Annotated in this window: 20 protein-coding genes and 1 pseudogene; 7 read left to right on the forward strand and 14 right to left on the reverse strand. The window is 41.9% G+C overall.

Going from position 1 to position 24,134, the window contains the following annotated elements; translation table 11 throughout:
• Nucleotides 1-813 precede the first annotated feature (813 nt).
• Together U2718_RS14560 and U2718_RS14565 are read left to right on the forward strand one after the other, a co-directional pair.
• A complete protein-coding gene (locus tag U2718_RS14560) occupies nucleotides 814-3,141 on the forward strand; it encodes a heavy metal translocating P-type ATPase (protein WP_342000605.1) in 2,328 nt (775 codons plus the stop codon).
• A gap of 45 nt (nucleotides 3,142-3,186) precedes the next feature.
• Nucleotides 3,187-4,551, forward strand: coding sequence for a glutamate-cysteine ligase family protein (locus tag U2718_RS14565; protein ID WP_342000599.1), 1,365 nt, complete (start codon nucleotides 3,187-3,189; stop codon nucleotides 4,549-4,551).
• A 20-nt stretch (nucleotides 4,552-4,571) separates the two neighbouring features.
• Here U2718_RS14565 and U2718_RS14570 read toward each other — a convergent pair.
• Nucleotides 4,572-5,321: pseudogene (locus tag U2718_RS14570) on the reverse strand (response regulator); the annotation flags it as partial.
• 44 nt (nucleotides 5,322-5,365) lie between these two features.
• Between U2718_RS14570 and U2718_RS14575 the strand changes: the two are divergent.
• Nucleotides 5,366-5,524 carry an amidohydrolase family protein gene (locus U2718_RS14575; RefSeq protein ID WP_342000597.1) on the forward strand — a complete coding sequence of 53 codons (159 nt, stop codon included), beginning with the start codon at nucleotides 5,366-5,368 and terminating at the stop codon, nucleotides 5,522-5,524.
• Between the two features lie 45 nt (nucleotides 5,525-5,569).
• Entirely contained in the window at nucleotides 5,570-6,214 is a 645-nt protein-coding gene (locus U2718_RS14580) for an adenine deaminase C-terminal domain-containing protein (RefSeq protein WP_342000596.1), read from the forward strand.
• Nucleotides 6,215-6,737: 523 nt separating this feature from the next.
• On the opposite strand, the gene U2718_RS14585 is transcribed toward U2718_RS14580, so the two are convergent.
• The 4 genes from U2718_RS14585 to psaC form a co-directional block, all read right to left on the reverse strand.
• Nucleotides 6,738-7,025 carry a DUF2442 domain-containing protein gene (locus U2718_RS14585; protein WP_342000594.1) on the reverse strand — a complete coding sequence of 96 codons (288 nt, stop codon included), beginning with the start codon at nucleotides 7,023-7,025 and terminating at the stop codon, nucleotides 6,738-6,740.
• A gap of 3 nt (nucleotides 7,026-7,028) precedes the next feature.
• Nucleotides 7,029-7,196: a DUF4160 domain-containing protein gene (locus U2718_RS14590; protein WP_342000593.1), complete on the reverse strand. Its 168-nt coding sequence runs from the start codon at nucleotides 7,194-7,196 to the stop codon at nucleotides 7,029-7,031.
• A gap of 88 nt (nucleotides 7,197-7,284) precedes the next feature.
• Nucleotides 7,285-9,189 carry a glutamine--fructose-6-phosphate transaminase (isomerizing) gene (glmS, locus tag U2718_RS14595; RefSeq protein WP_342000592.1) on the reverse strand — a complete coding sequence of 635 codons (1,905 nt, stop codon included), beginning with the start codon at nucleotides 9,187-9,189 and terminating at the stop codon, nucleotides 7,285-7,287.
• A 383-nt stretch (nucleotides 9,190-9,572) separates the two neighbouring features.
• Nucleotides 9,573-9,818: a photosystem I iron-sulfur center protein PsaC gene (psaC, locus tag U2718_RS14600; protein WP_016878077.1), complete on the reverse strand. Its 246-nt coding sequence runs from the start codon at nucleotides 9,816-9,818 to the stop codon at nucleotides 9,573-9,575.
• A gap of 469 nt (nucleotides 9,819-10,287) precedes the next feature.
• Here psaC and U2718_RS14605 point away from each other — a divergent pair, with 469 nt between their 5' ends.
• Entirely contained in the window at nucleotides 10,288-10,683 is a 396-nt protein-coding gene (locus U2718_RS14605; RefSeq protein WP_342000587.1) for a DUF6464 family protein, read from the forward strand.
• 13 nt (nucleotides 10,684-10,696) lie between these two features.
• Here the strand turns inward: U2718_RS14605 and fmt are convergent, their stop codons facing one another.
• A complete protein-coding gene (gene fmt / locus U2718_RS14610) occupies nucleotides 10,697-11,695 on the reverse strand; it encodes a methionyl-tRNA formyltransferase (RefSeq protein ID WP_342000585.1) in 999 nt (332 codons plus the stop codon).
• Nucleotides 11,696-12,959: 1,264 nt separating this feature from the next.
• On the opposite strand from fmt, the gene U2718_RS14615 reads away from it, so the two are divergent.
• On the forward strand, nucleotides 12,960-14,219 hold the full coding sequence (locus U2718_RS14615) for a hypothetical protein (protein ID WP_342000603.1): 1,260 nt from the start codon (nucleotides 12,960-12,962) through the stop codon (nucleotides 14,217-14,219).
• 117 nt (nucleotides 14,220-14,336) lie between these two features.
• On the opposite strand, the gene minE is transcribed toward U2718_RS14615, so the two are convergent.
• The 6 genes from minE to U2718_RS14645 form a co-directional block, all read right to left on the reverse strand.
• Nucleotides 14,337-14,654 (reverse strand): cell division topological specificity factor MinE, encoded by a 318-nt coding sequence (minE, locus tag U2718_RS14620; RefSeq protein WP_342000583.1) that lies wholly within the window; start codon nucleotides 14,652-14,654, stop codon nucleotides 14,337-14,339.
• A 38-nt stretch (nucleotides 14,655-14,692) separates the two neighbouring features.
• Entirely contained in the window at nucleotides 14,693-15,499 is an 807-nt protein-coding gene (minD, locus tag U2718_RS14625; RefSeq protein WP_289789798.1) for a septum site-determining protein MinD, read from the reverse strand.
• Nucleotides 15,500-15,554: 55 nt separating this feature from the next.
• On the reverse strand, nucleotides 15,555-16,598 hold the full coding sequence (minC, locus tag U2718_RS14630; RefSeq protein WP_342000580.1) for a septum site-determining protein MinC: 1,044 nt from the start codon (nucleotides 16,596-16,598) through the stop codon (nucleotides 15,555-15,557).
• 87 nt (nucleotides 16,599-16,685) lie between these two features.
• Nucleotides 16,686-18,011 (reverse strand): four-carbon acid sugar kinase family protein, encoded by a 1,326-nt coding sequence (locus tag U2718_RS14635; protein ID WP_342000578.1) that lies wholly within the window; start codon nucleotides 18,009-18,011, stop codon nucleotides 16,686-16,688.
• Between the two features lie 8 nt (nucleotides 18,012-18,019).
• Nucleotides 18,020-18,685: a hypothetical protein gene (locus U2718_RS14640; protein ID WP_342000576.1), complete on the reverse strand. Its 666-nt coding sequence runs from the start codon at nucleotides 18,683-18,685 to the stop codon at nucleotides 18,020-18,022.
• A 44-nt stretch (nucleotides 18,686-18,729) separates the two neighbouring features.
• Complete coding sequence (locus U2718_RS14645; protein WP_342000574.1) at nucleotides 18,730-19,332, reverse strand: TetR/AcrR family transcriptional regulator; 603 nt, start codon at nucleotides 19,330-19,332, stop codon at nucleotides 18,730-18,732.
• A gap of 63 nt (nucleotides 19,333-19,395) precedes the next feature.
• Here U2718_RS14645 and U2718_RS14650 point away from each other — a divergent pair, with 63 nt between their 5' ends.
• The gene (locus U2718_RS14650) at nucleotides 19,396-20,730 is read left to right on the forward strand and encodes a cytochrome P450 (RefSeq protein ID WP_342000572.1); all 1,335 of its coding nucleotides are present in this window, start codon (nucleotides 19,396-19,398) and stop codon (nucleotides 20,728-20,730) included.
• Between the two features lie 235 nt (nucleotides 20,731-20,965).
• Here U2718_RS14650 and U2718_RS14655 read toward each other — a convergent pair whose 3' ends face one another.
• On the reverse strand, nucleotides 20,966-22,255 hold the full coding sequence (locus U2718_RS14655; RefSeq protein WP_342000570.1) for a Glu/Leu/Phe/Val dehydrogenase: 1,290 nt from the start codon (nucleotides 22,253-22,255) through the stop codon (nucleotides 20,966-20,968).
• Between the two features lie 316 nt (nucleotides 22,256-22,571).
• Nucleotides 22,572-24,074 (reverse strand): carotenoid oxygenase family protein, encoded by a 1,503-nt coding sequence (locus U2718_RS14660; protein ID WP_342000568.1) that lies wholly within the window; start codon nucleotides 24,072-24,074, stop codon nucleotides 22,572-22,574.
• Nucleotides 24,075-24,134: the final 60 nt, after the last annotated feature.

Here is a 24,134-nt window from a genome sequence, read left to right on the forward strand (position 1 = left end):
GTGTCGATAGTTTCACACTCATGGCATTTCTTGTTCACAAACAAATCAATAATGGGATGTTTTACTGGCAACATTAAGCTGACTGTGGTACTTAATCTAAATACCATTAAGAATTAATAGCAATAAATACCGTAATTACAAATTCATTTGTCTGTATTGAACATTCCTAAAAGCAGCATTTGATTTTATGTTTTCTGTTCCCCCAACCCCGTTCCCTTTTATGAATTAGCGATATTATTTACTTTTGTTTTCTCCGGTGATTCAGTGACGCCAGGGCTTGTATAAATATCTATATAAAAGTATGTAAAAATTATGATTAATAAGTTCTATTTATTTAATAAATTGTGCAAATTTCTAAAGTAAAAGTATTTATAATTACCTTAAATTTATTTACACACCAGTCATGAACGTGCTTTGCTCTAATTGCTATCAGGCAAAACAAGACTAGGGTGATTGTCAATGTAGTACACAAGCTTTTAGTTTAGCTGAGAATAATTTTTAATATAGTTGAGTTTGAATGCAAAAAAGCTGAATTTTTTATTAAAAAATATTTTTTACGAATACATTACAAACCGAAAATACTCTGAGAAAAGAGAGCGCTAATTTTGGCAAAAAGCGTCTGTAAATGCTTCTATCTTTAAAAATGATTGCATTTAATAGAAATTAATTACTAACACTATTAAATAGATTTATATTCACAGTTGCGTGCTTTCTCTCATCATGCCGTGAATTAGTTAGTCAGTGGAATATTTAAATCCATAACGGATAAATTCTCAGCCATCAAATCACCGCAAAACAGCCAGGGAAATGATGATGACGATCGCCTCCAAGTCAAAAACAAGTAAGCAAGCAACCCTTCAGAAGCCAGAAATCAATGCTGGAATCAATTATTATATAGTGCATACAATTCCAGGACGGGTGAGATTTCGGGTTCCCTTGCTAGCTGATAACCCTGACTATGCTGATAATTTGCTTCATTTACTTGAATCAGATAGCCGAGTTATTGGAGTACGCCTCAATCGTCAAGCAGCTTCTATTGCTATTAGTTATCAAATATCTTCTAGTTGTGCAGAAAATCACTTCATGCCAGTGTATTTAGTGCGCTTGATTCAAGAGGCAAGGCAAAATAAAAGGGAACAGGGAACAGGTGACAGGGAACAGGGTGTTTGGAATGGGGTTTTAGATTCCCATAAAAGAACAGATAAAATTCAAAATTCAAAAACCAAAGCAGAGAAAAAAGAAGATAATGAAGTAAAAGTGCCTGCTTTCGCTGCTATTTTGGCTTTAGTAGGCTTAGGATTTCCAATCCCCAGAGTAATCATCGCTGCATCAGTGGGATTTGCCGCTTTACCCATCGCTAAACGTGCTTATGCCAGCGTCATCAAAGAACGGAAATTAAATATAGATTGCCTAGATTTGATTGCGATCGCCTTAACTTCTGTTCAAGGTAATTTACTCACGCCAGCTTTGGTAATGACACTGCATGAAATTGGAGATAAAATCCGCGATCGCACAGCACGAGCCACCCACAATCGCGCCGCAGATTTACTCGAATCTTTGGGGCATTATGCTTGGGTAGAACAACCAAATGGACAGAAAAAACACATTCAAGCAACCGAAGTTAAACCTGGAGATACAGTCATAGTTTATCCGGGCGAGCAAATTCCTGTAGACGGCAAAATCCTACATGGTACAGCTTTGCTCGATCAACAAAAACTTACTGGTGAATCTATGCCAGTTGTGCGTAAGCCAGGACAATCGGTTTATGCCTCAACTTTAGTTCGTGAAGGAGAAATTTACATCATAGCCGAACGTGTGGGCATTGCTACCCGTGCTGGAGCAAGTATTGAGTTAGTGCAACAGGCTCCCGTTCATGATACAAGAATGGGGAATTATGCCGCCACCGTTGCTGACAAAGCAATAGTACCTGCACTGATTTTTGCTGGTATTATCTTGGCTGCAACCCGGAATCCTGCAAGAGCCGCATCTATTCTCACTCTCGACTTTGTTACCGGCATTCGCGTTTCTGTGCCTACAACTTTCTTAGCAGCATTGCATCATGCCACCAGGCACGGAGTTCTGATTCGCAGCGGACACACTTTAGAAAAATTGGCACAGGTAGATACTTTAGTCTTTGATAAGACAGGCACCTTAACCAAAGGAGATATCGAGGTTGTGCAAGTGGAAACAGTGGCAGGCAGAATGTCTGCGCGCAAAGTACTACAACTAGCAGCCGCTGCCGAACAACGCCTTACTCACCCCGTTGCTGAAGCAGTGATGCGCTATGCCGAAAAACAAGGTGTAGAAGTTCTGCCACGTCAGGAATGGACATATGAAATTGGTTTGGGTGTACAGGCTGAGATTGATGGCAAACAAGTTGTAGTGGGGAGCGATCGCTTTTTACATCAGTGTGGCATTCCCCTTGACTGTCTTTATGAACCACATCCTTGCAACGAAGCAGATTGTCCTTATCACCTCAATTGCCGCATTTCTGCCCATGATTCTTTGCTGTATGTTGGAGTCGATCGCGAATTTCAAGGAGTAATTTCTTACACAGATCCACTCCGTCTAGAAAGCTCGGCAGTCATCCAAAAACTGCAAACTGCATACGGTATGGAAATTCATCTGTTAACAGGAGATAGCCAGCAAAGGGCGATCGCTGTTGCCCGCGAACTTAGCATTCCTTTGTCGAGAGTTCACGCCGAGGCATTCCCAGAGCAAAAAGCCGCAATTATACGTAAGCTACATGAATCAGGTAAAACAGTGGCATTTACGGGTGATGGCTTAAATGATTCCGTGGCTCTTTCTTATGCTGATGTTTCCATCTCCTTTGGTAGTGGTTCTGAGGTGGCAAGAGAAACTGCTGATGTTGTAATGATGGATAATAACTTAACCAGTTTGTTGGAGGCAATAGCGATCGCCCGTCAAACCAAAGCAGTAATTCAGCAAAATATCGGTTTGGCAGTTATTCCCAACCTAGCAGCTTTAGGACTAGCAACAACAGTAGGATTACACCCATTAGCAGCTACAGTTGTTCACAATGGTTCGGCGATCGCTGCTGGGTTAAATGGTTTGCGTCCCCTGATGCACCAAGATCCACCAAGAATTAAAAGGGAACAAGGTTGGGGGAAATCCCCATAATTAAAATTAGGAGTTGTATAAGAATTTATTTTTTCAAGACACGTAGTGCGAGAAAAAGAGGTTGAGATGGGTGTAGCAAAGCGTCGTATCGGTCTTGAGCAAGAGTTTTTTCTGGTTGATGAGGCTGGTTATCTTAGCAATCGCGCTGATGAATTTTTGCAGGGTTGTCACTTAATGGCGCAAGCACAAGGTTTAAATCCAAATTACTTTGTGCCGGAGTTCGTCAAAAGTATGGTAGAAATTAACACACCTCCTGCCGATACTGGTACAGAACTAGCAAGAGAATATCTCAAAAATCTCAAATTGGCACTTGCTGTGGCGCGACAGATGAATTTACGGCTTTACCCTCTGTCTAGCTATCCTTTGCATATTATGCCAGTGATGCGCGATCGCCCAAATTACCATATCCAAGCGCGGACTATTGGCTATGATAAATTTTTGCACGCCGGGAAATGTACTGGTACACACCTGCATTTGGAAGTCCCACCTGGAGTAGTTGATCCTCGTGTTGCAGTATCTTACAACTCGACATCAGCACAGCGAGAGGAACTACTGAATATCTACAATTTAGCTACAGCTTGCGACTCAGCACTTATTTCCCTAACGCGGGCTTGTCCCTTTTATGAAGGACAAGCTATCGGGCTAGCCTCGCATACAATTCGTTATCGAGGTAGCCAAAACTTTGGCTGGGAAGGAGTTTACACTCATTTACAGCCTGTAGGTGGACTCATGCCTTATGCCGAGAGTGTGGAGGATTTAGTTGAACAGCAATTTGCTCGTTACTATGCTTGGTTACAAGCAATGGAAAAAGCTGGAATTGAACCTCATCTGTTTCTAGAAGCGGGAGGAAGTTTACTCAAGTCAGCTTGGAATCCAGTCCGACTCAACAAAGTCGGCACTGTGGAAATAAGATGTATAGATAGCAACTATCCAACGGTGATTTTAGCTGTAATTGTATTGATTGAGAATGCGGCGAATCGAGTTAGGCGCGATCGCTTAACAGTTAGACCAACTAGAGGAATGCAGATATTTGAATTAGTAGGCGATCGCCTTTACGTACCAGATTTTGAATATCTAAATGGTGAATTACTCTATACCTCAGCTACAGAGGGAGTCAAAAATTCCAAAGTTAAGGCTTACGTCGATTCAATTTTACAGTTTGCAATGGGGGAGGCGATCGCAGATGGTGGCGAAGGAGCGAATTTTTTGTCAAAACTGAGCCAAGACCTCGATCGCTATCAGACAATAGAAGCCACTATATTGCAAGAGTTTACTCCAACAACTGCTCAACTGACCTTAGATGCTGGTTTGCGTTTAGTGCGTGAGTGTTGTGACAAGCTAGAAGCACAGGTTTCATGGATAGACACACAAACTCCCTTAGCAGCGTTGAATGCTATTGACTTACTTTGAATTAATCTTCACACCAATTTTTAAGGCACACTTAAGACACCTTGAATGGTTTGCAATAATTCCTTAATGGTGTAGGGCTTTGATAAAAATGCTTGCACATTAATCCCACTAGCTTCTAAAAGCTTCTGGTTGGAGGCAAGCCCACTAAAGGCAATAATTTTGATCGATGGATTCATTCTTTGCAGAATGCGAATCGTTTGGAATCCATCTATCGACGGCATTTGTATATCCATCAACACTAAGGTGATTTCATTTTGATGTTGGGCATAGAGTGAGAAGGCTCCAGTCCCATCACTGGCAATCAGAACTCTGTAATTGAAATCTTCTAGCGAGGTTTTGGTCATCTCTCGAATGTATGCTTCGTCATCCACAACTAGAATTAATTCACCGTTTCCTCTCACCATCTGTGAGTCATCAGTTTCCTGTGTTGCCGATGTGTTAATGGCGCTCAAGTACACCTGAAATTGGCTGCCTTTACCCACCTCACTATATACTTTGACAAAACCACCGTGATTTTTGATGATACCAATTACAGTGGAAAGCCCCAATCCTGTGCCTTTACCCGGTTTTTTGGTTGTGAAAAAGGGTTCAAAAATTCGCTCTAATAACTCTGGTGACATACCGCATCCTGTATCCGATACGGTGATCAGCACGTAGTTACCCTCTTTTGCCTCCAAATTCATCCTGGCATAGTTTTCATCCACGTGGAAATTTTGAGCAGAAATACTGAGAGTTCCCCCATTAGGTATAGCATCACGAGCATTTACACACCAAGCATCCTAATGATTTAGTCAAAGGGCATATCAACGAACTGGTGCGGCGTGCTGTGGCATTAGGACATGATGTCATGAATGTGCTGAAAATTGCCTGTGTTAATCCTGTTTGGCACTACAAAATAAATGTGGGATTGCTGCAAGTTGGCGATCCTGCCGATTTAATTGTGGTAAAAAATTTACAAGACTTTACCGTATAATCTACCTATTGCAAAGGGATTTTAGCAGCAGAAGCGGGACAAGCTATGCTTGCATCTATGTCTGTTACACCGATAAATCACTTTCTCGCAACCCCCAAACAAGTGGCAGATTTTCGCATTCCCGAAGATGGCTCAACAGTGCGCGTTATGACAGCAGTTGACGGACTGTTAATCACAACTGAAAAGCATCTACCTGCCCATATGCAAAATGGCGAAGTAACCGCAGATATAGAACATGATGTTCTCAAAATTACCGTTGTCAACCGTTACCAAAATACTCCACCCGCCGTAGCATTAATTCAGAATTTTGGACTCCAACGGGGAGCGATCGCCTCTAGTGTTGCTCATGATTCCCACAATATCGTGGCTGTAGGTACAACTGACAAAGAACTCTGTGCGGCGGTGAATGCGGTGATTAACGCTAAAGGAGGTATTGCTGTAGCACAAAGTAATATTGTCCAAGTGCTTGAGTTACCTGTAGCTGGGTTGATGAGTGATGCCGACGGCTACATCGTTGCAAAACAGTATGCTCAAATGGATGCTTGGGCAAAACATCTCGGTTCTCAACTCTTAGCACCATTTATGACGCTTTCGTTCATGGCGCTGCTGGTGATTCCCGATTTAAAATTGAGCGATCGCGGGTTGTTTAGTGGCAAAGATTTCCAGTTTGTTTCTCTGTGGATTAAGTGATACCAAGTCCGGTTAATCAGTTATCATTAGAATTTCTCCCTCCGGGTTCGCCACTTTGCTTATGTCGGGAAACCCGTACACTGCAAGTGGCTCACCGCGTCAGCCTAAATGATAAGTCTTTAAACGGACATGATATGAGACGGAGATAGGGAGACGGGGAAATATCAATATCCAGCCTATGAATATCTGCTAAACAATGATTAAAGTTTGCCTGATGTGCTGCCTGGTGTTGGGCATCCAACTTTACCAGCGCCTTATAAATCAATACAATTCAGTTAGCGCTAAAAACCTTCGAGGACTTACGCAAAATCTCCCTCAAACTCTTTCTTTGTGTCCTACCCTTACGGGAAGCCGCTGCGCATCTAATGCGCCCTTTGTGGTTCGTTATTTCTTCATGTATTCTTGCGATCGCTTGTTCTTGAGAAATGCCTGTTTGACCTTGACTGTCAACAGTATAATTTCTCAGGGCTGCTCTGAGATATTCCGTGATCGCTCTTAACTGCCACCTCTAACACTGCATAGTTCAAATTTCATTTACTGTTTCTGTAATTTGATAATTACTAATTGCTTCTCCCGTGATTTCTGCATAAAGTACATCGGGGTCAAAATCTGCACCGTTTTCCCAGTAAATTGTTCCCCATTCAGGGTTGATTTTTACTTGTTTGAAATAGTTAATATCTTTTAGTGGTGCAAAAACACCTGTAAAGGAAATTAATTTACTAATATCAATAATTCCTTGTTTGTCATCTTCAAATTTGAGGTATAGTTGATAACCCTCTCTCGGTTCAACTGCAATAATATCTTTGAGCACGATTTACTCCAGTGGTTCAATTTTTTCTAGAGGATTGTTGAGTCTAGCTTTGTCCCAGTTGTCCATCAATTCTCTTTTATGCAAGTTTGCCCATTCAACTACAAGTGATAATAATCTGGAAGATAGTTTACCTTCTAATAACGCTGCAACTTTTTTGACAACTTCATCCATAGATTCTTACCTATAGGAAAATGACTTCAAAGAAGCATTCGCACTTCTTCAGAAGTCATTTTATTATGAAAAATGAGTATAAATTATCCTATTCTACAGTAACACTCTTAGCAAGATTACGAGGCTGATCGACATCCAAACCACGACGGGCAGCAATGTGATAAGCCAATAGTTGTAGTGGAATTACTGTCACGATCGGAGATAGCAATTCATCTACCGCAGAGACAGGGATGAGATCGTTAAAGATTTCCGCTGCCTCTCCCTCTTTCACAGGAGTGACACCAATTAATCGAGAATCGCGAGCTTTGGCTTCTTGGGCATTAGAGATAACTTTTTCGTAGACACTACCAGGCATAGCGATCGCTACTACTGGTACTTTTGCATCTAATAGGGCGATCGGCCCGTGTTTCATTTCTCCGGCTGGATAGCCTTCAGCGTGAATGTAGCTAATTTCCTTTAATTTCAAAGCTCCTTCTAAGGCGATCGGGAAGTTTATCCCCCTACCCACAAAGATAAAATCTGTAGTTTCGGCAAAGTCATGTGCTAATTGCTCGGTTAAATGTTCTTGACTTTCTAAAGTCGCCTCAATTTCTTTAGGTATATGTTGCAACCCTTTGAGAATATCTTCTAGTGTGTCTGAGGAAACTGTTTGACGGTGATAGGCTAAATCCAATGCCAAAGCGTAAAACGACATTAGTTGGGCAATAAAAGTTTTCGTTGCCGCCACACCAATTTCAATTCCAGCCAGGGTATTAATAATATTTGGTACCATATGTCCCAAAGTACTTTCTGGACGATTGGTAATGCCTAACACTCGCGCATGATATTTTGGTTCTTTCCCTTGACGACGCTCTTTTTCCATCGCCAAAGCTGCCAATGTATCGGCAGTTTCACCAGATTGGGTAACACCAATAGTGAGAGTATTGGGCGTTAGGGGTGATGGAGCATAACGAAACTCAGAAGCATACTGCACCTGAGTAGGGATTTGCGCCACTTGTTCTAGTAAATATTTACCTACCAATGCTGCGTGCCAACTAGTACCGCAAGCGACAATTTGAATTTGCTCTAAATCTGCGTAAAATTCTGCTGGCAAACCTAAATTAATTGGGGAATTACTATTAGCACTAGCTGCATTCCAATCAGTATTGAAGTAAGCTTCCAAACTAGCCCTAACTACTCCTGGTTGCTCATAGATTTCCTTGAGCATGAAATGCTTGAATCCTTGCTTTTCTACCATCATTGGATTCAAGCTGAGTAAGCGGGGATGTTTTTTCAACCTCTGCCCAGCAAAGTTGTAAATCTCAATACCCAAAGGAGTCAGACGTGCCATTTCGCTATTTTCTAGAGGTAGCACCGCACGGGTATGAGAAATAATTGCGGGCGTATCAGAGGCACAGAAAAACTCACCTTGTCCGAAACCAACCACCAAAGGAGCTTGTTGGCGCACGACGATCAGTTCATCAGGGTAGTCAGCACAAATAACAGCGATCGCAAATGCTCCTTGGAGTTCATTTACCGCTTTTCTAACTGCTTCTAAGAAATGAGAGTCAGTATTGCTTGGTTCGCGGGCAATTTCTTCTTTTAGAATTTGAGCGATTAAGTGAGGTATAACTTCTGTATCTGTGTCTGAGCGAAACTGATGTCCACTAGCTTTGAGTTGTTCGCGTAGCTCACGATAGTTTTCGATAATTCCATTCTGCACCACTGCCACACGCATTGCTGTATCCATGTGGGGATGGGCGTTGTATTCTTCTGGTTTCCCGTGAGTTGCCCAGCGAGTATGTCCGATGCCAATCGTTGCAGGAGTTTGCAGATGTTCTAACTTAGAACGCAAATTATATAACTTACCTTTGGCTCGGACGCAATGAATTTCTTCTTCCCATATCGTCGCTATGCCAGCAGAATCGTAACCTCGATACTCCAGTTTTTCCAGCCCAGATAGCAAAATTTCTGTTGCCGCTTGAGTGCCAATATAGCCAACGATACCGCACATAGCTCACACCACCTTATTCTCAGAATAATTAAATTCCAGTATAGTGGCTAGCACAAAATCTGGCTTTGGTAAAGTTTAGTAAAGAAATAAAAAAGGAGCAGATTGCTCCTTGAAATGCTAGTAAACGCTATTAATTTTCGAGTTTTACAAAAAAATGATTATCTTGTAGGGTGGAATCACTGCCCACTAAATATTAACTGAGTGGCCAGAAATGCCTCCCTACAACCTTAAAAGAACTTGCTATTTCAAGACTGAGTACTTGTTTCCTCAGCACATTTTACGGAAAGCCATCTTGAAGTAAGGCTGTGAGTGACGGGGGTGAGTTTCCTAACTTAGGAAAACTGCCCGTCGCCTCTGTTGCACTTTCAACAAGCGCAATGTATCTAGTAGGCTAGACCCATACTGCGAGTGGTTTCGGCGCCCAAGTAAACCCGGATGCTCAAAAAGTCGGTAGGACAAGCTGTTTCACACCGCTTGCAGCCCACACAATCTTCTGTACGGGGGGAAGAGGCAATTTGCTGGGCTTTACAGCCATCCCAGGGAACCATTTCCAACACGTCTGTTGGGCAAGCGCGAACGCACTGGGTGCAGCCAATGCAGGTATCGTAGATTTTTACTGTATGAGACATTAAAAGGGCTCCTTTCCGAGTGTTCTTCTCTGCGAAAGAATCATAATCAAGGCTTAGTTTACCGCAGTGGCTTGGCTGTCGTAATCAAAAGGCTACATAACTTTAAACAACGTAATAAGAAAGGGGGTTATACAATTTTGGATTTTAGATTTTGGAATTTGGATTGGAATTCGATTAAAAGGGTTAAGCGCGTTGTAGCACCTGGTGTGGGGGAAATGGGAGAATTCTTCTTGTCAACGGACACTTTCCACTCTGCGGCAACTCGCCCACGGAAGTGTCCTCTCCTTTCCCCTCTTTCCCCTTGTTCCTGTTCCCCGTTCCCTTTTCTTCCCACTCACTTACTTCACAAAAGCTTTTGCTATTTTTTACAAAATATTAGCAAATCGTTAACTATAACATAAATCTCATATGCTAACGCAAGCAAGTGCGCTACCATCCTAAAATAATGTAAATGACATTACAAAAGCTTATGGAGCCAGATTCTTTACCAACCGAGGTGATTTTGACGCACCCACGACAGTCCCTCGGTAGCGTGCAACTTGACTGGATGCCACAACCAGGCAACTATCTTGACCTTGAAGGCAAAACTTATGCCGTTTTAGAGCGTAGCCACCGTTATCAGTTTAAGGCAGGACGATATCGTTTGCAGAAAGTGGCCTTATATGTGCAGACTGCTAAACGACCAGAAGAGAAAACTTGGGTAAACGGACGTTGGGTGATCGGCGATGCTAACTGCTGCTACAACGCCCATTCAGAAATTATTCGCTGTGCTGTTAACCCAGAAGGGCCATGTGACTCTTGCCGTTTCTACGAAAAGCTAAGAGTTACAACTGAGGAGTTAGCAACTGAAGATTACAATTACTGACTTCCTACCCATACTAACTTTCTAATACTTCTCCTATTGTTACTCGTGCACCATTGACAAAATCACAACCTGACTGGGGACGTTTGCCAGGTAGCTGAACTTCTCGCAACAACAACAATCCTTCTCCAGTTTGCACGATCGCTCCCATTCCCTTGGCGATGCTTACTACTTCCCCTGCTCTGCCCGATGCTATTGATAAATCCTGTAGTTTACGAGAAACTTCTTGTATTTCTAGTGGCAGTTCTTGCCAGTGAGCAGAACCAAGGGGAGCACAGACACTTATTTTGAGGGGTTGATTGCGAAAGGAGGTAGTACAGTTGGGGTAAAAGCCTCTAATTTGATTGTGTAATTTTATGGCGCTGTTTGACCAATCCAACAGATAATCCTCTTTTTTAATCAAAGGCGCATAGGTAGCTTCTGAATTCTGTTGAGGAATTGGCTCAATTTCACCACATCCTAACTTTAACAAAGTCTCTATTAATAAATCTGCACCTATTACTGCCAATTTTTCTGCCAAGTCTTGGGCATTCTCCAGTAAAGTTATTGGTGTCGTAGCTTTCAAAAGCATCGCACCAGTATCCATCCCCTCATCCATTAACATGGTAGTAATGCCTGTTTCCTTCTCCCCGTTATACAAACACCACTGAATTGGAGCAGCACCACGGTATTTAGGCAAAATCGAGCCATGCACGTTTATACAACCCAATTTGGGTATATCTAAAATTTCTTGAGAGAGAATTTGCCCATAGGCGACAACTACAAATACATCCGCACCTATGGCTTTAAGTTGATTTAAAGTTTCGACATCTTTTTTAACTCGTTGAGGTTGCCATACAGGTAAATCATGAGTTGTGGCGATGGTTTTTATGGGTGGAGGTGTCAGTTGGTTTCCCCGTCCCCGACGTTTGTCTGGTTGGGTAACCACTGCCAATACCTCAAAGTTTGAATGCTTCAGCAACTTCTCTAGAGTAGGAACTGCAAATTGGGGAGTACCAAAGAAAACGACTTTCATGAGTCTCAGGGATCAATAGTCAAGAATCTACAAGATACTTTTAATCGCACCTTTTATGAAGTATCTTGCCCAATCTCAATTTAAGTACCGTTAAGGGGATCGCTATTGCTATATGAGTAAATCAGATTGGACAAGGTTCTCACCTTCTATATTAACCTTCGTGCAATTACTTATGTAGTATGTAGTTCAAATAACTATTTTAGTATGTAATAGTATTTACAAATATACAACAAAAGTCACTATTACTTTTCTACAGTCACAACAGTTTGTAAAGAGTTGGGATTACAAACCTTAGGATTCAAAGCTAGATATAACAATATATTTGTATTTTGACGTCTAATTCCTGTAAACTTATCCTGACCTGTTTTTATGCTGTGTTCTGCTGTATCTACAGGCTAGTTCAAGACTATTTTCTATAGTTTAATTATCTAGTTACAAAATAGTTTTGTTTTTGTGAAAATTTGCAACCTCAAAGCTTGCTGGAGTTATAATGAGTTAACTGGATTTTTGTCCAGCAGAAATTGTATTCCTGATAACCAAACTATACTCTTTGGCTTTGTCTAACGACAGGTCATTTACGTCTGCTAAACTAATATAATTTTTATTATTGGAAATTTAGCAAAAATTGCGGAGTTTCCAAGCCAGTAGTCCGTTTCAATTATAGCTGCAACTGAAAATTATGTTCTTGCAGTTCAATTGACAACTTTTTCCTCTCGCTAGATGTAAGCCGCGATTATTTGAGTTAGCTTGGTTAGTAAATTTGGCAAGTACAATCAACAACACTATACTTTACCATTCTTGGTATTTTGTAGTGTGGTGGCGAGGTAGCAACAGGCAATACCCGATAGCTGAAGCTAAGTGCAAGGCTACTGATACCTCTTCCGTGGTCTAAAGCGCTTCAAATTCATGTCGTAATTAATGCCTGAATTGTTGTATAGCTCAGTAGTGACAAAACTTTGTTGCTCAGGAAGAAAATCCTAGCTAACTTTAGTCACTATCTAGAGGCTAGCAATTTCTGCTAGTAATTTCGGCATTGAGCGTAAAATATAAGACACATCTTAAAAATAGTGCTCAGTGGGAAGGTTTGACCTGGCGAAATCCATTGGTTCTTTGTTATACATAATAATCAAAGTCTAGTTCCTTTCTGCATTGACCTCACTCCTCACACAGCAACCACCCTCTAGAGAGTCAACAAATGCTTAAACATCTTTTGCTGTCGGGATGGTTTCGCGCCCAACCATTCTCAAGGTACATTGCCTTTATGATGCTGATTGCACCCCTGGTGGCTGCATCTGGTCATTCTACTTCAGCACAATCACAAGTAGCTAAAAATACTTCTATAAGTAATGAGTCAGACAGTGTATCTATTGAGGCAGATAAAGCTAATAGTTTGGATTCAACTCAAGTAGCAAAAGCAGCTTCAAGCAACCTTTGGACAGACAAATCAACCTCTATGTTGATGTCTAAAGCTACTGTTGAGAATCCGCAAACTGTACATATAGATAAAAATGAGTCTTGGGTAGCAGAAGATGATTCTCTGTCAGTGATGGAAATACCGGAGCACCAATTATTGGCAGCGGTGGAATTTGCAACAGTACCAGGGCAATCTAATAATTTTGCAAAGGGGCTTTCTACTAGTCAATTAGAGATACTGCGGAGAATAAAAACTGCAAAATACCAGTCTTCAACTCAAAAAAATAGTTATACATCAATTGATGCATCCACCACTGAGTCTTCTGAAGCAACTAAGTATGTACCTGTAGCTAGGGAAATCCAACCCCAGTTTAAGGATGTAACTGTTATCGAGCAATCTGAGCCATCTCAACAAGCACAGCAAGATCCAATCGGCAGTTCTTATCCTATCCCTTGGGATTGGATTTTAAATACTCATGAAATGGTTAGTTCTGCGGGTGGTTCTGGAGTACGTTATTACCGTAGCGTACCTGTGGTTTCTCCAGATGGGAAGTATGCTGTTTATAGCCGTGTGCAACTAGAAATCAAATCCGAACTCTATAACAGCCGCGTTAGCAGTGTTTTGTTTGTAGAAGACAGGCAAACTGGAAAATTACGGGTAGTATCTTCAACTTCTCCGAATATGGATACTCTGTTGAATGCCAAGACAACTTCAGATGCAAACGGAGAAGGAACTATTGGCGTTTTAGTTCCCGTTAGTTGGTCGGAGAAAGGCGAACGCTTCTTGGCGCGCAAATTTGAAGCAGTATTCAATACATCTGATGCGAGCGATCGCGCAGTGATTTGGGATCGACATAGCGATCGCATTAATACTGTTACTCCTGCCCACAATGAAAACGAGCATGAAAAGATTGCAGTACTTTTGGGTTGGAGTCAAGCTCAACCTGGCAATGTACTATTTCGGGCTGGAGAACTGGGCGAAGAACAATGGCCTGTGCTTGCAGTTTCTAATGATGGTCAAACTGTAATTGCAACAGATGTGGATCGACCTGTAACTTTTGGTAATCAAACCACACAAGTTTGGGGAACTCCACCAGTTGCCTACAGATAGTTATGATTTCAATCAGTCCCGCTGTAGTTGAGAACTGCAACGGGACTAAATTATAGATTTGACAGCGACAATAAGGTAAAAGCTATATTAAATAAAGTTAATAATATTACTCCCAAATCAAAAATTATCAGTAAAAGTACTGCTATTATCTTTAATTTCTAACTCATCCGTAGTTTCTTTGACCCTACGTATGGGTACATTGGCAATTAAAGCAGTAGTGCGTTGATTGCTTTCTAAAGAGAATTCTAAGCCTTCTGTGTCTATCTCTACATAGCGACTGACAATGTTTAAGATTTCTTGTCGCATTTTTTCTATCATCTGAGGGCTTAAGTCAGCGCGATCATGAGCAATCACCAACTGTAAGCGACGTTTCACCTGATTGCGACTAGTGTCAGTAGTGCGAAAAAAAAGTTTTTCTAGAAGTTCAAGGATCATTGCTGCTTAGTTTGCACAGATGGGAATGGGAACAAGAGTTAAATAATTTTTGTCCACAACAATCTTCGGATACGAGAAAAGATGTTGTCATTATTGGAGTCAACTTCAATAAAATCAACTGCTTCCCCTTCCAATCTGCGAGCAATATTCTCAAAGGCTGTAGCAGCTAAAGAGGGGCTTTCTGATAGTACCAAAGGTTCGCCACGATTGGTAGAGACAATCACGCGTTCATCGTCAGGAATGACTCCAATCAGAGGGATCGCTAGAAGTTCTTGAACATCTTGGACAGACATCATATCATTCGCTCGTACCATTGCAGGTTTAATCCGGTTAATGATTAAATGAATTCGTTTAATGCCTTGTGCTTCTAGTAACCCGACGACACGATCAGCATCCCTGACTGAAGCAATTTCTGGCGTGGTGACAATTAATGCTTCTTTGGCAGAAGCGATCGCATTTTTAAATCCCATTTCAATGCCGGCTGGGCTATCAATAATTACGTACTGATATTTTTGCGCTAGTGCATTTACCAATAACTTAATTTGATCGGGACTAACTGCATCTTTTGTGCGATTTTGGGCAGCAGGCAACAACACTAGATTCGGCAGCCGCTTATCTTTTACCAGAGCTTGTTCTAAGCGACACTCCCTAGCTAAGACTTCAACCGCTGTATAAACAATGCGGTTTTCCAGTCCTAATAATAAATCCAAATTTCTCAAGCCAAAATCGGCATCAACTAATGCCACTTGCCGCCCCATTTTAGCTAAAGCCATGCCTAGATTTGCCGAGCTGGTGGTCTTACCCACGCCTCCTTTCCCAGAGGTAATGACAATAATTCGGGTCATGATGTTAGAATGCGGTTGATGATGTTTCTGGAAATGATAGATTAACAATAGAGCTTTATGGCTCTTGATTTATCTTGTTAAATTGAGTTTTAGAAAAATCAGTAGCCTTAGCGATGCGAATTCCTTGAGGGGTGATATACGCCACTTCTGGATAAACTTGCATCAGTGATTTCTCTGGTGCTCTAGCTACAGCATCTGCAATTCGCAACTGGGTTGGTTCCATTTGCAAAGCCATAATTAGACACTTGCGATTGCCATCAGCACCAGCATGAGCAACGCCACGGAGACGTCCCCAAACGAGAATATCTCCATCTGCAACTACGATACCACCTGGATTTAGATCACCTAAGATAATGACGCTACCAGGATGACGTATTTCGACTCCGGAACGCACCGTTTTTTCTAAATAAAGGGCTTCTGTGTGAGTTATTTTGGCGGCTTGTGATTGAGCATCGAGAAGGTTTTCTCGTTGTATTTGTTCTACAGAATAGCCAGCAGTAGCAGCAGCGATGGCGGTTTGGCGACGACTAGTAGAAACAGATTTTAGCTGCATATACATTTCGCTGAGAGTCTGAGCGAGTTCTTGCAGCTGTCTGCTATCTAGGAGCCGATCGCCTGCTACCAGATGCACGGGGGTATTGGTTCGTGATTTTAGGCGATCGCTTGTGTTTAGTCTGAGCTTGAGGTGTTCCCACATTTGTCTCCAATTGCTTTCAGAAGCAGGTACTTGGGATTCTGTAGGCAAAATTAATAAAAGTTTTCCCTCCTCTGTTTTGATTTGAATGTGACTATTTTTATCTAGCGTCTGTTCTAGTAACGATAGCTCAGATAAATCTAAATCGAAAACTGTAGAATTTGAATCTGGATCTGAAACTGAAGACAACTCTGGCTCGGCTGCCACAGGATTTGACTCTAAATCAGCAGAGGCAGAAATTGACTTGAGATAGAGGATAACAGAATTTACTTCTGCTTCCGGGAGGACAGAATCTGAATTGACATTAATAACGTTAGAATCGACATCAGCATGGTCAGATGTTGATTCTGAATTATTAAAAGCAGAGTTTGATTCTATATCGGGGATCGCAGAATCAGAAGTCATGCAGCACCAGCCAAAAGATGGAAACCGAGCAATTACCAATATTAAAGTATTTATTTGTGTAACTGCATTTTGGAAAGTTGCAAATTATTACCCAGTCTTTGTACTTAATCTTTGATAAATTGTTTCCAAAGCGCTGGAATCACCAACGTTACCTGGAAACAGCACCACTGGTAAATTAGGAAATTGGGGATGGTTCTCTGGAGTCCGCACCATTGAACAACCTGGTAAAATTTGGCCGAGTAATCGTGCCGAAGTTAAGTTCAGACCACTACTCAAGACATCATTAGAAGTGATACCACCCTTACTGATTAAAAATCCTATATCAGATGGCAAACCCCGGACAATATCCATTAAGAAGCCAGAAACTTTCGCTCCAAACTGCAAACGTGTTTTGACATCCTCAAAAGTGAGTTCTTTGCGGCTAGTATAAATTACTGGTGTTTTACCAGTTTTATGTGCCGTATGAATACTTTGAAGAACATCGGTTAGCAGTGTAGCAGATCGGTCGCTCTGATTGAGCAAATCAGCTACATCAATTTCAATTCCTTCAGTTCCTTCTGCTTGCAACAGTGTTTCTAACTGCTGAGTTGTTTTCTTGACATGAGAACCAACAACAACTGCACCTGGTTTGCCATCACGTACATACTCTGCCATATTTTCAGGAGCAATTGGTTGGGGAGGTAGCCCAGCCAAAGCAGCTAAGATACTGGCAGCACTGCGAAACAAAAAGCGTTTTCCCTGACTTACTGCTGACAGCGCATCTTGGGCAAAACGATTGAGATCTGCTTGAGTTTCTCCATCAACAACGCAACATTGGTTATTATGAAGTTGGAGTAAGCGTTCTGTGGTGCCAGCACGAATATCTGCTAGTAAAAACCTTTCTACAGAATCAGCCTTGATCTGTCCTTGGGTTTTTTCTTCGACATATTGAGGCAAATAGCTGTGATGGTAGCTAAATACCGAATCACGAGCAAACTCAGTTTCGTGAACTGGGGTAGGTACACCGTCAATAATTAGGTAATGTACGCTGTCACGAGTCATCCGTCCCCCTTCCAAAAACGCTGGGACGAGAAAATGAGCATCAAAGGGGCCTAGTTCTTGGGCGATGACATCGGTTTCAATTGGATAATGACCACGCAAAGTTGAATCAGAACGACTGACGATCAGAAAATCCTGAATTTTTTCAGCAGTTAAAGCAATTTTGAGGTTATGACAAACTTCCCTGGTTACAGATGCAGCAGATTCTGGAGGTAGCGCCCTAGTATTCGTCAGTACAAAAAAAATTGGTGATTCATCCTGCAACCCCATGCGTAAAGTATCTACATCCCAGCGCATTAGTAGCAAACAGCTGTGGACTGTTTGAGAACCTGTAGGATCGTCATCCAGAACAATTACTTTTGGTTTAGCGCTCATCTTGATTGTCAACCGGGCGACTGTAACTTTCTTACCAGGGTTTGTACATCGAGGTCAATCTGCAACAATTTATTTAAGAATTGAGTGTATTCACCTGCCGGGGAATTGACTTCTAAGGCTTGTAGATTGTTTAAGTTATTGACAAGTAACTCTTGATTATCAATGGGAAGCTTTTTACGGTTTCGTAACATTCGCTCGATTTTTAGAGCTTGCACTAAATCTTCTCTCAACAATTGCAGGGCAGCGATCGCTGTTTCTCTGCCAGGTATATTAATTCCAGATTGCTCAGATAATATTGCTTCGTCGTAATTATTTACTGCTTGAATAATGGCATGATATCTATCAACTTCATTTAAAAGAATTTTTAGTGTTTTAGAGTAGGCAAAATTTCGCCACAGCCAGCGCCCAACAATCACTGCAATAGATATTACAATCAACAAACCAATTCCCAAAAAAATAGCAGAACCAATTGTTGGCAGAATAATTAACGCATACACTAAACCAACAATGATTAAGGACAGCAGCAGCGTTTCTCTAACTTCTTTCATCAAGAATTCTAATCGCTGCTCGCGATTTTCCATAATGGAAGGTCGGAGAACATTGTTTGGATTAACTCCTGTCAATCTTCTTAATTCTCCTTTAGTGATTTCTAAGCCTATTAAATCCGGCTGCACGGAAGATACTCCTATGGAAGCTCCAGTAGTGTATCTATCGTATTTTAAGACTTTTGATCGGATACCGAGTTTTCTCCTAAAAAAAGATGTAAAGCACGCCGAACATAACAACCCCATGACTCGGTTGTGGGTTGAAAGATGAGTGCATAAAGCATAATTCCGCTCATTACGTCGAAGACTAAACCGGGATCTAGATTTGCTTGAACTTCATTTCTTGCTTTTGCCCGTTCTAAAACAACTGCAAATGCTTGCCGTCGAGGTTGGAGATATTTTGTCCAGTAAATTTGAGCAAACTGAGAATTGGTGGATGCACTGCTAATGATCATGGCTACTGTTTGTCTTCCGAGAGGACTAAGGGTAATTTGAGCCGAGTTCTCAATTAACGCATCAATGTCACCCCAAAGACTGCCTGTATTCGGGATGACAACCTCCTCTCGAACACTCTCGATCGCATCAGCAACCAATTCCTCTTTGCAGCTATAGCGTCGGTAGATGGTTGTTTTGCCAACACCCGCACGAGATGCGATCGCCTCAATACTCATGGCATCAAACCCAACTTCTGCCAGTAACTCCAGAGTCGCTTGTAATATCGCTTGATGAGATTGAAGACTACGGGGTCTTCCCTGCTTTTTGTTACTCTGATTCATAGATGATAGGATAATTTACGAAACAGTAGCGTATCGTAATGCTCGTTCAATAACGAGAAAAGCATGACTAACTTTTCAACTGAGCCAACCCTCCCCCTACCTCCTGGGCAATTGGGTTTACCTGCGATCGGGGAATCAATTAGCTATCTACGCGATCCAGTCGGCTTTATTGCCAAACGACAACAGCAGCACGGCAACATCTTTAAAACCCATCTTTTCGGTTGCCCAACCATCGTTTTGATCGGAGCAGATGCGGCGCGGTTTCTCTTCTCCAATGACGGGCAAAAATTGGAGATGACAAATACGCCGAATTTTGAGATTCTACTCGGTGCAAAATCAATTGGCGTACAGACAGGAGCGGCTCACCAAATCTTGCGTCGTCAGCTATTTCAGGCTTTCCAGCCGAGAGCCTTAGAAAATTATGCCATCACAATGGAAACTGTCACCCAGCGTTACTTGCAAAAGTGGGAGCAAATGGGGACGCTGACTTGGTATGAAGAGTTGAAAAAATACACCCTCGATATTGCTTGTCGTTTATTTGTGGGCGTGAGTACTGCTGCTGATGAATCGTTAGAAAAAGTTTACGAAGCTTGGAGCGAGGGGCTGTTGACGGTTCCAGTTCGATTTCCGGGTAGCAAGTTTGATCGGGCAGTTCGAGCGCGGGAAAAATTGCTTGCCCGATTTGATTACTTAATCGAGCAACGTCAACAGCACCCTTTAAATCAGCAAGATGTTTTGAGTATTTTATTAATTGCCAAAGACGAAGCCGGAAATGCACTCAGCCGAGCAGCCATCAAAGATAATATTCTGGGAATGTTGATCGCGGGACATGAAACACTAACGTCGGCATTAACTTCTCTGTGTTTGCTACTGGCTCAACATCCCAAGGTACTCGAAGCCGTGCGTACAGAGCAAGCACAACTAGGATTTCCAACTCAATTGACTCAAGAAACCTTGAAGCAAATGACTTATCTAGAGCAAGTACTGAAAGAGGTGTTACGAATTGCACCACCTGTAGTTCGGAGCGGCTCGCGAAAAGTGCTGGAGTCTTGTGAATTCGGTGGGTATTTAATTCCACAAGGTTGGGATGTGTACTATCAAATACCGGAAACTCATCAAGATAGTCAGATTTACACACACCCAGAGCAATTCGATCCGGATCGATTCTCACCAGAGCGAACACAAGATAAACAAAAACTTTTCAGTCATATTCCATTCGGTGGCGGCATCCGAGAATGTTTGGGTAAAGAGTTTGCCAGATTAGAAATGAAACTGTTTACTGCTTTGTTGGTTCGTGATTATGAATGGGAGTTATTACCTGGACAAAATTTAGAGCGAGTTATATTGCCGTTTTCTCGTCCTCGTGATGGGCTGAAGGTAAAGTTCAGCCGACGCTAAATGTGTAATGGCAGGAATGGAAAGCGATCGCAATCTAAACAACTGTCAGTATTTATAGCTGAATATCTGGTTGTATCAGTTCGATTGAGAACCAGAGGCTCTAGTTCTCTTTACCAGGTTTCAACCTGGTAACGAGGGTTTATGGGCTGCTGGCTCCAATTGTCAATTAAACTACTTTATATACTCATAATTCCAGTATATTTAGGCAATTAGAAAACACTACTTTGATACCGCATCAAGGATACAAACCTCTATCTAGCAAAGCCTGAGCAACACGTCCTACCCCCAACGTATAAGCTGCTAATCTTAGACTCATCTGCCGTTTCTTAGCATGGTGAATGACTTGCTTATATGCCTGCACCATTAAGTTTTCCATTTCCCGGTTCACTCGTTCCTCATCCCAGAATAGGTAGGAAAGCCCCTGTACCCACTCCAGATAACTCACCACAACCCCGCCAGCATTCGTTAATATATCTGGCAGTACTGTTACACCCCGTGCCTCTAAGGCTTGGCTAGCCTCTAAAGTTACCGGGCCATTAGCCGCCTCTGCTACTATCTTTGCTTGTACCCGATCCACATTGTCTTCTAAGATCTGGTTTTCCAAAGCAGCGGGAATCAAAACGTCACAGGGTAAAGTTAGTAACTCATCATTACTAATTGTTAATGCTTGCGGAAAACCAACCACACTTCCTCGATTCTTAGCAGCATAGGCTTTCAAAGCGGGGATATCAAGACCGACTTCCGAATAGACTCCTCCAGCACTGCTAGAAACAGCCACTACTATGGCTCCTGCTTGGTGTAGTAATAAAGCTGCTGCATTACCAACATTACCAAAGCCTTGGATAGCTACTCTCGTTCCCTCTAATGACTGACCGAGTTCTGCTAACGCCTCCCTGACAATGATCATGGTGCCGCGTCCGGTTGCCATTTCTCGTCCACGCGAACCACCGATAGAAAGAGGCTTACCAGTTACAACTCCCGGTACCGCATGACCAACATTTACTGAATAAGTATCCATCATCCACGCCATTTCACGGGCTGAGGTTCCCATATCTGGTGCAGGAATGTCTACTGATGGGCCGATATTATCTATCAATTCACTCGTATAACGCCGTGTAATCCGTTCTAATTCGCCTACACTGTAGCTTTTGGGATCTATAGCAATACCTCCTTTTGCGCCGCCATAGGGAATACCCAAGAGCGCACATTTCCAAGTCATCAGCATTGCTAATGCCGATACTTCCCGTAGTGTCACTGCTGGATGGTAACGAATACCACCTTTGTAGGGGCCTAAAACATCACAGTGCTGTACTCGATGTCCTGCTAAAACTTGAATTTCTCCACTGTCCCGTTTTACAGGAATAGACACAGTGACTACTTTGCGCGGACGACTGAGAATTTCTAATAACCCTTGATCGAGCTTTAATTCTCGTGCTGCTGCATCCAAATAACTACAAGCTTGATCAAACGGGCAAATAAATGCTGGGGAAGGTGTCTCCAGCGGTTGTAGGGATGTTGAAATCATAAAGCATTCTCTCCAATCGCGCCAATATATGCGAACCGGATTTACGCCTAGCCTATACTTTATTTGTGGGAAAAATATAATTTTTGTAGTTTTTGTTACAAAATTTTCAACTGTAGCTTTTTTGCTAACTCTAAAGATAGTAATATAAGGAAAACCAGAGATACACACAGATGAACACAGATAAAAAACATACTTTTAGTCTGTGTTCCTTTTTTGTTGAAAATGGAGTCGGTACAAGAGATTTATAGAACCCCGACTTTTTTAGAAAAGTCGGGGTTCTGAACAGTTTACACTCAGAATACAAAATACTTAATGCCTATTTTGTTGGTAAAAATACTTTAGAAGTAAAGTTACCATGCAGCCCATAGGGAATATGATGCTGAAGATGTAGCCTCGCTATTGGCCCCTGATTAAAATCACGTACATCTAAAATCACCACATCGGAACGATGGTGAGCAGCATCGTAAACCAGAGCCAACACCCAACCGTCATCTTCGTGTTGAGAATTGGTACGAGGTACAAACACTGGTTCACTGGCAAAGCCTTGGGGTGCAGCACTCCAAAGTTGACGTTCTCCCGACTCTAAATCTATTTTCAAAAAAGCTTGCAAGGGAGCGTTACCACTAGGAGCATGAGCCGCACCTATATATAAATAACGATGTGAGTGTCCAACTTTTTGAGGATGCAAACTGGGAAACTCACAACAACGGCTTTCTATTAACTTTTGCCGTACTGTTTTATTATCTAAATTGAGATTAAATCGCCACAGTTGTCCTGGTTTGAGGGCATCAAAATCAACTTTGCGAAAATCACTTTCTGGCTCTACTTCTGGTAATGATTCGTAACAAATAGAGTCAATAATAATTTCGTTACCTTGCTCAAAAGCATTGGCGTGATGGAAGACAAAACCTGACTGAGTTTCAAGGATTTGCACCTTTTTTTGTTCAGGTTGCCGGGGAATAATAATAATTCGAGTTGGTTGATGATGTTGAAACTTTATACATTCCCCCGCACCACTCATTCCCAAGACAAAAGAAATAGGATTAAAGGTGACAGGATTTTGAAAGAATATGCAGTAATTGGGGGTAATAGCAAAATCATGGATAAAGGCAAAACCTGGCACACTATGGGCGTGCTTTCTGACGACTTTACCAGTTGTGTCTAGTTCAAAAATGGTGATTGTGGTAGATAGCCCTGGTTTAATAGAAAAATTAACTAAGCAAGGAGCACCATTATCTAATTTACAATTAGGGTCGAAGCGCGGATGAGCACCAAAAGCTTCACCCTCTGACAAAACATTGTTGAAGTATTCTTTGCCTAAAGTCTCAAGTGTGTGAGGATCTAGTCGATGGGGTTCAGCTGCTTCCCAAAGAGCTAGTAGTTTATCTCCCCAGTAAATAATATTGGTATTAGCAATGTTTTTGAGGTTGAAGTCAAAGGCATTAGCTAGCCAACCGCCTGGTTTTTGCGTTCCAAATACACCACGATAAAGAATTTTTCCAGCTTTTTGTTCTGCTAAATATCCTGCTGTACGAATAAAGCGGTTGCGGAAATGAGCACGACCGTTTAAGAATGTAATGCGGCTAATCATCCCATCGCCATCAAAGGGGTGATGAATTGGCTGCCCATTAATATCTAGCAAACCAGGGCCATTTCTGAACAGTGTACCGTTAACTTCAGGCGGAATTTGCCCTTCTATATCGTCTATCCAATAATCAAATTCTTGTTTAAGAGACTGATATCCTCCCTGCCATTCACTAGGATTATAAGATTTTTCAGGAAAAGTCGAGGCGTTTTCTTGAGCTTTAAACGTCTGCATATTGATAGTTCGATTGGAAATTTTGAATGAATTAAAGGTGAGTGGTTAGTAGTTAGTAGG

It is taken from the genome of Chlorogloeopsis sp. ULAP02, from assembly GCF_038404745.2.
Lineage (GTDB): Bacteria > Cyanobacteriota > Cyanobacteriia > Cyanobacteriales > Nostocaceae > Chlorogloeopsis.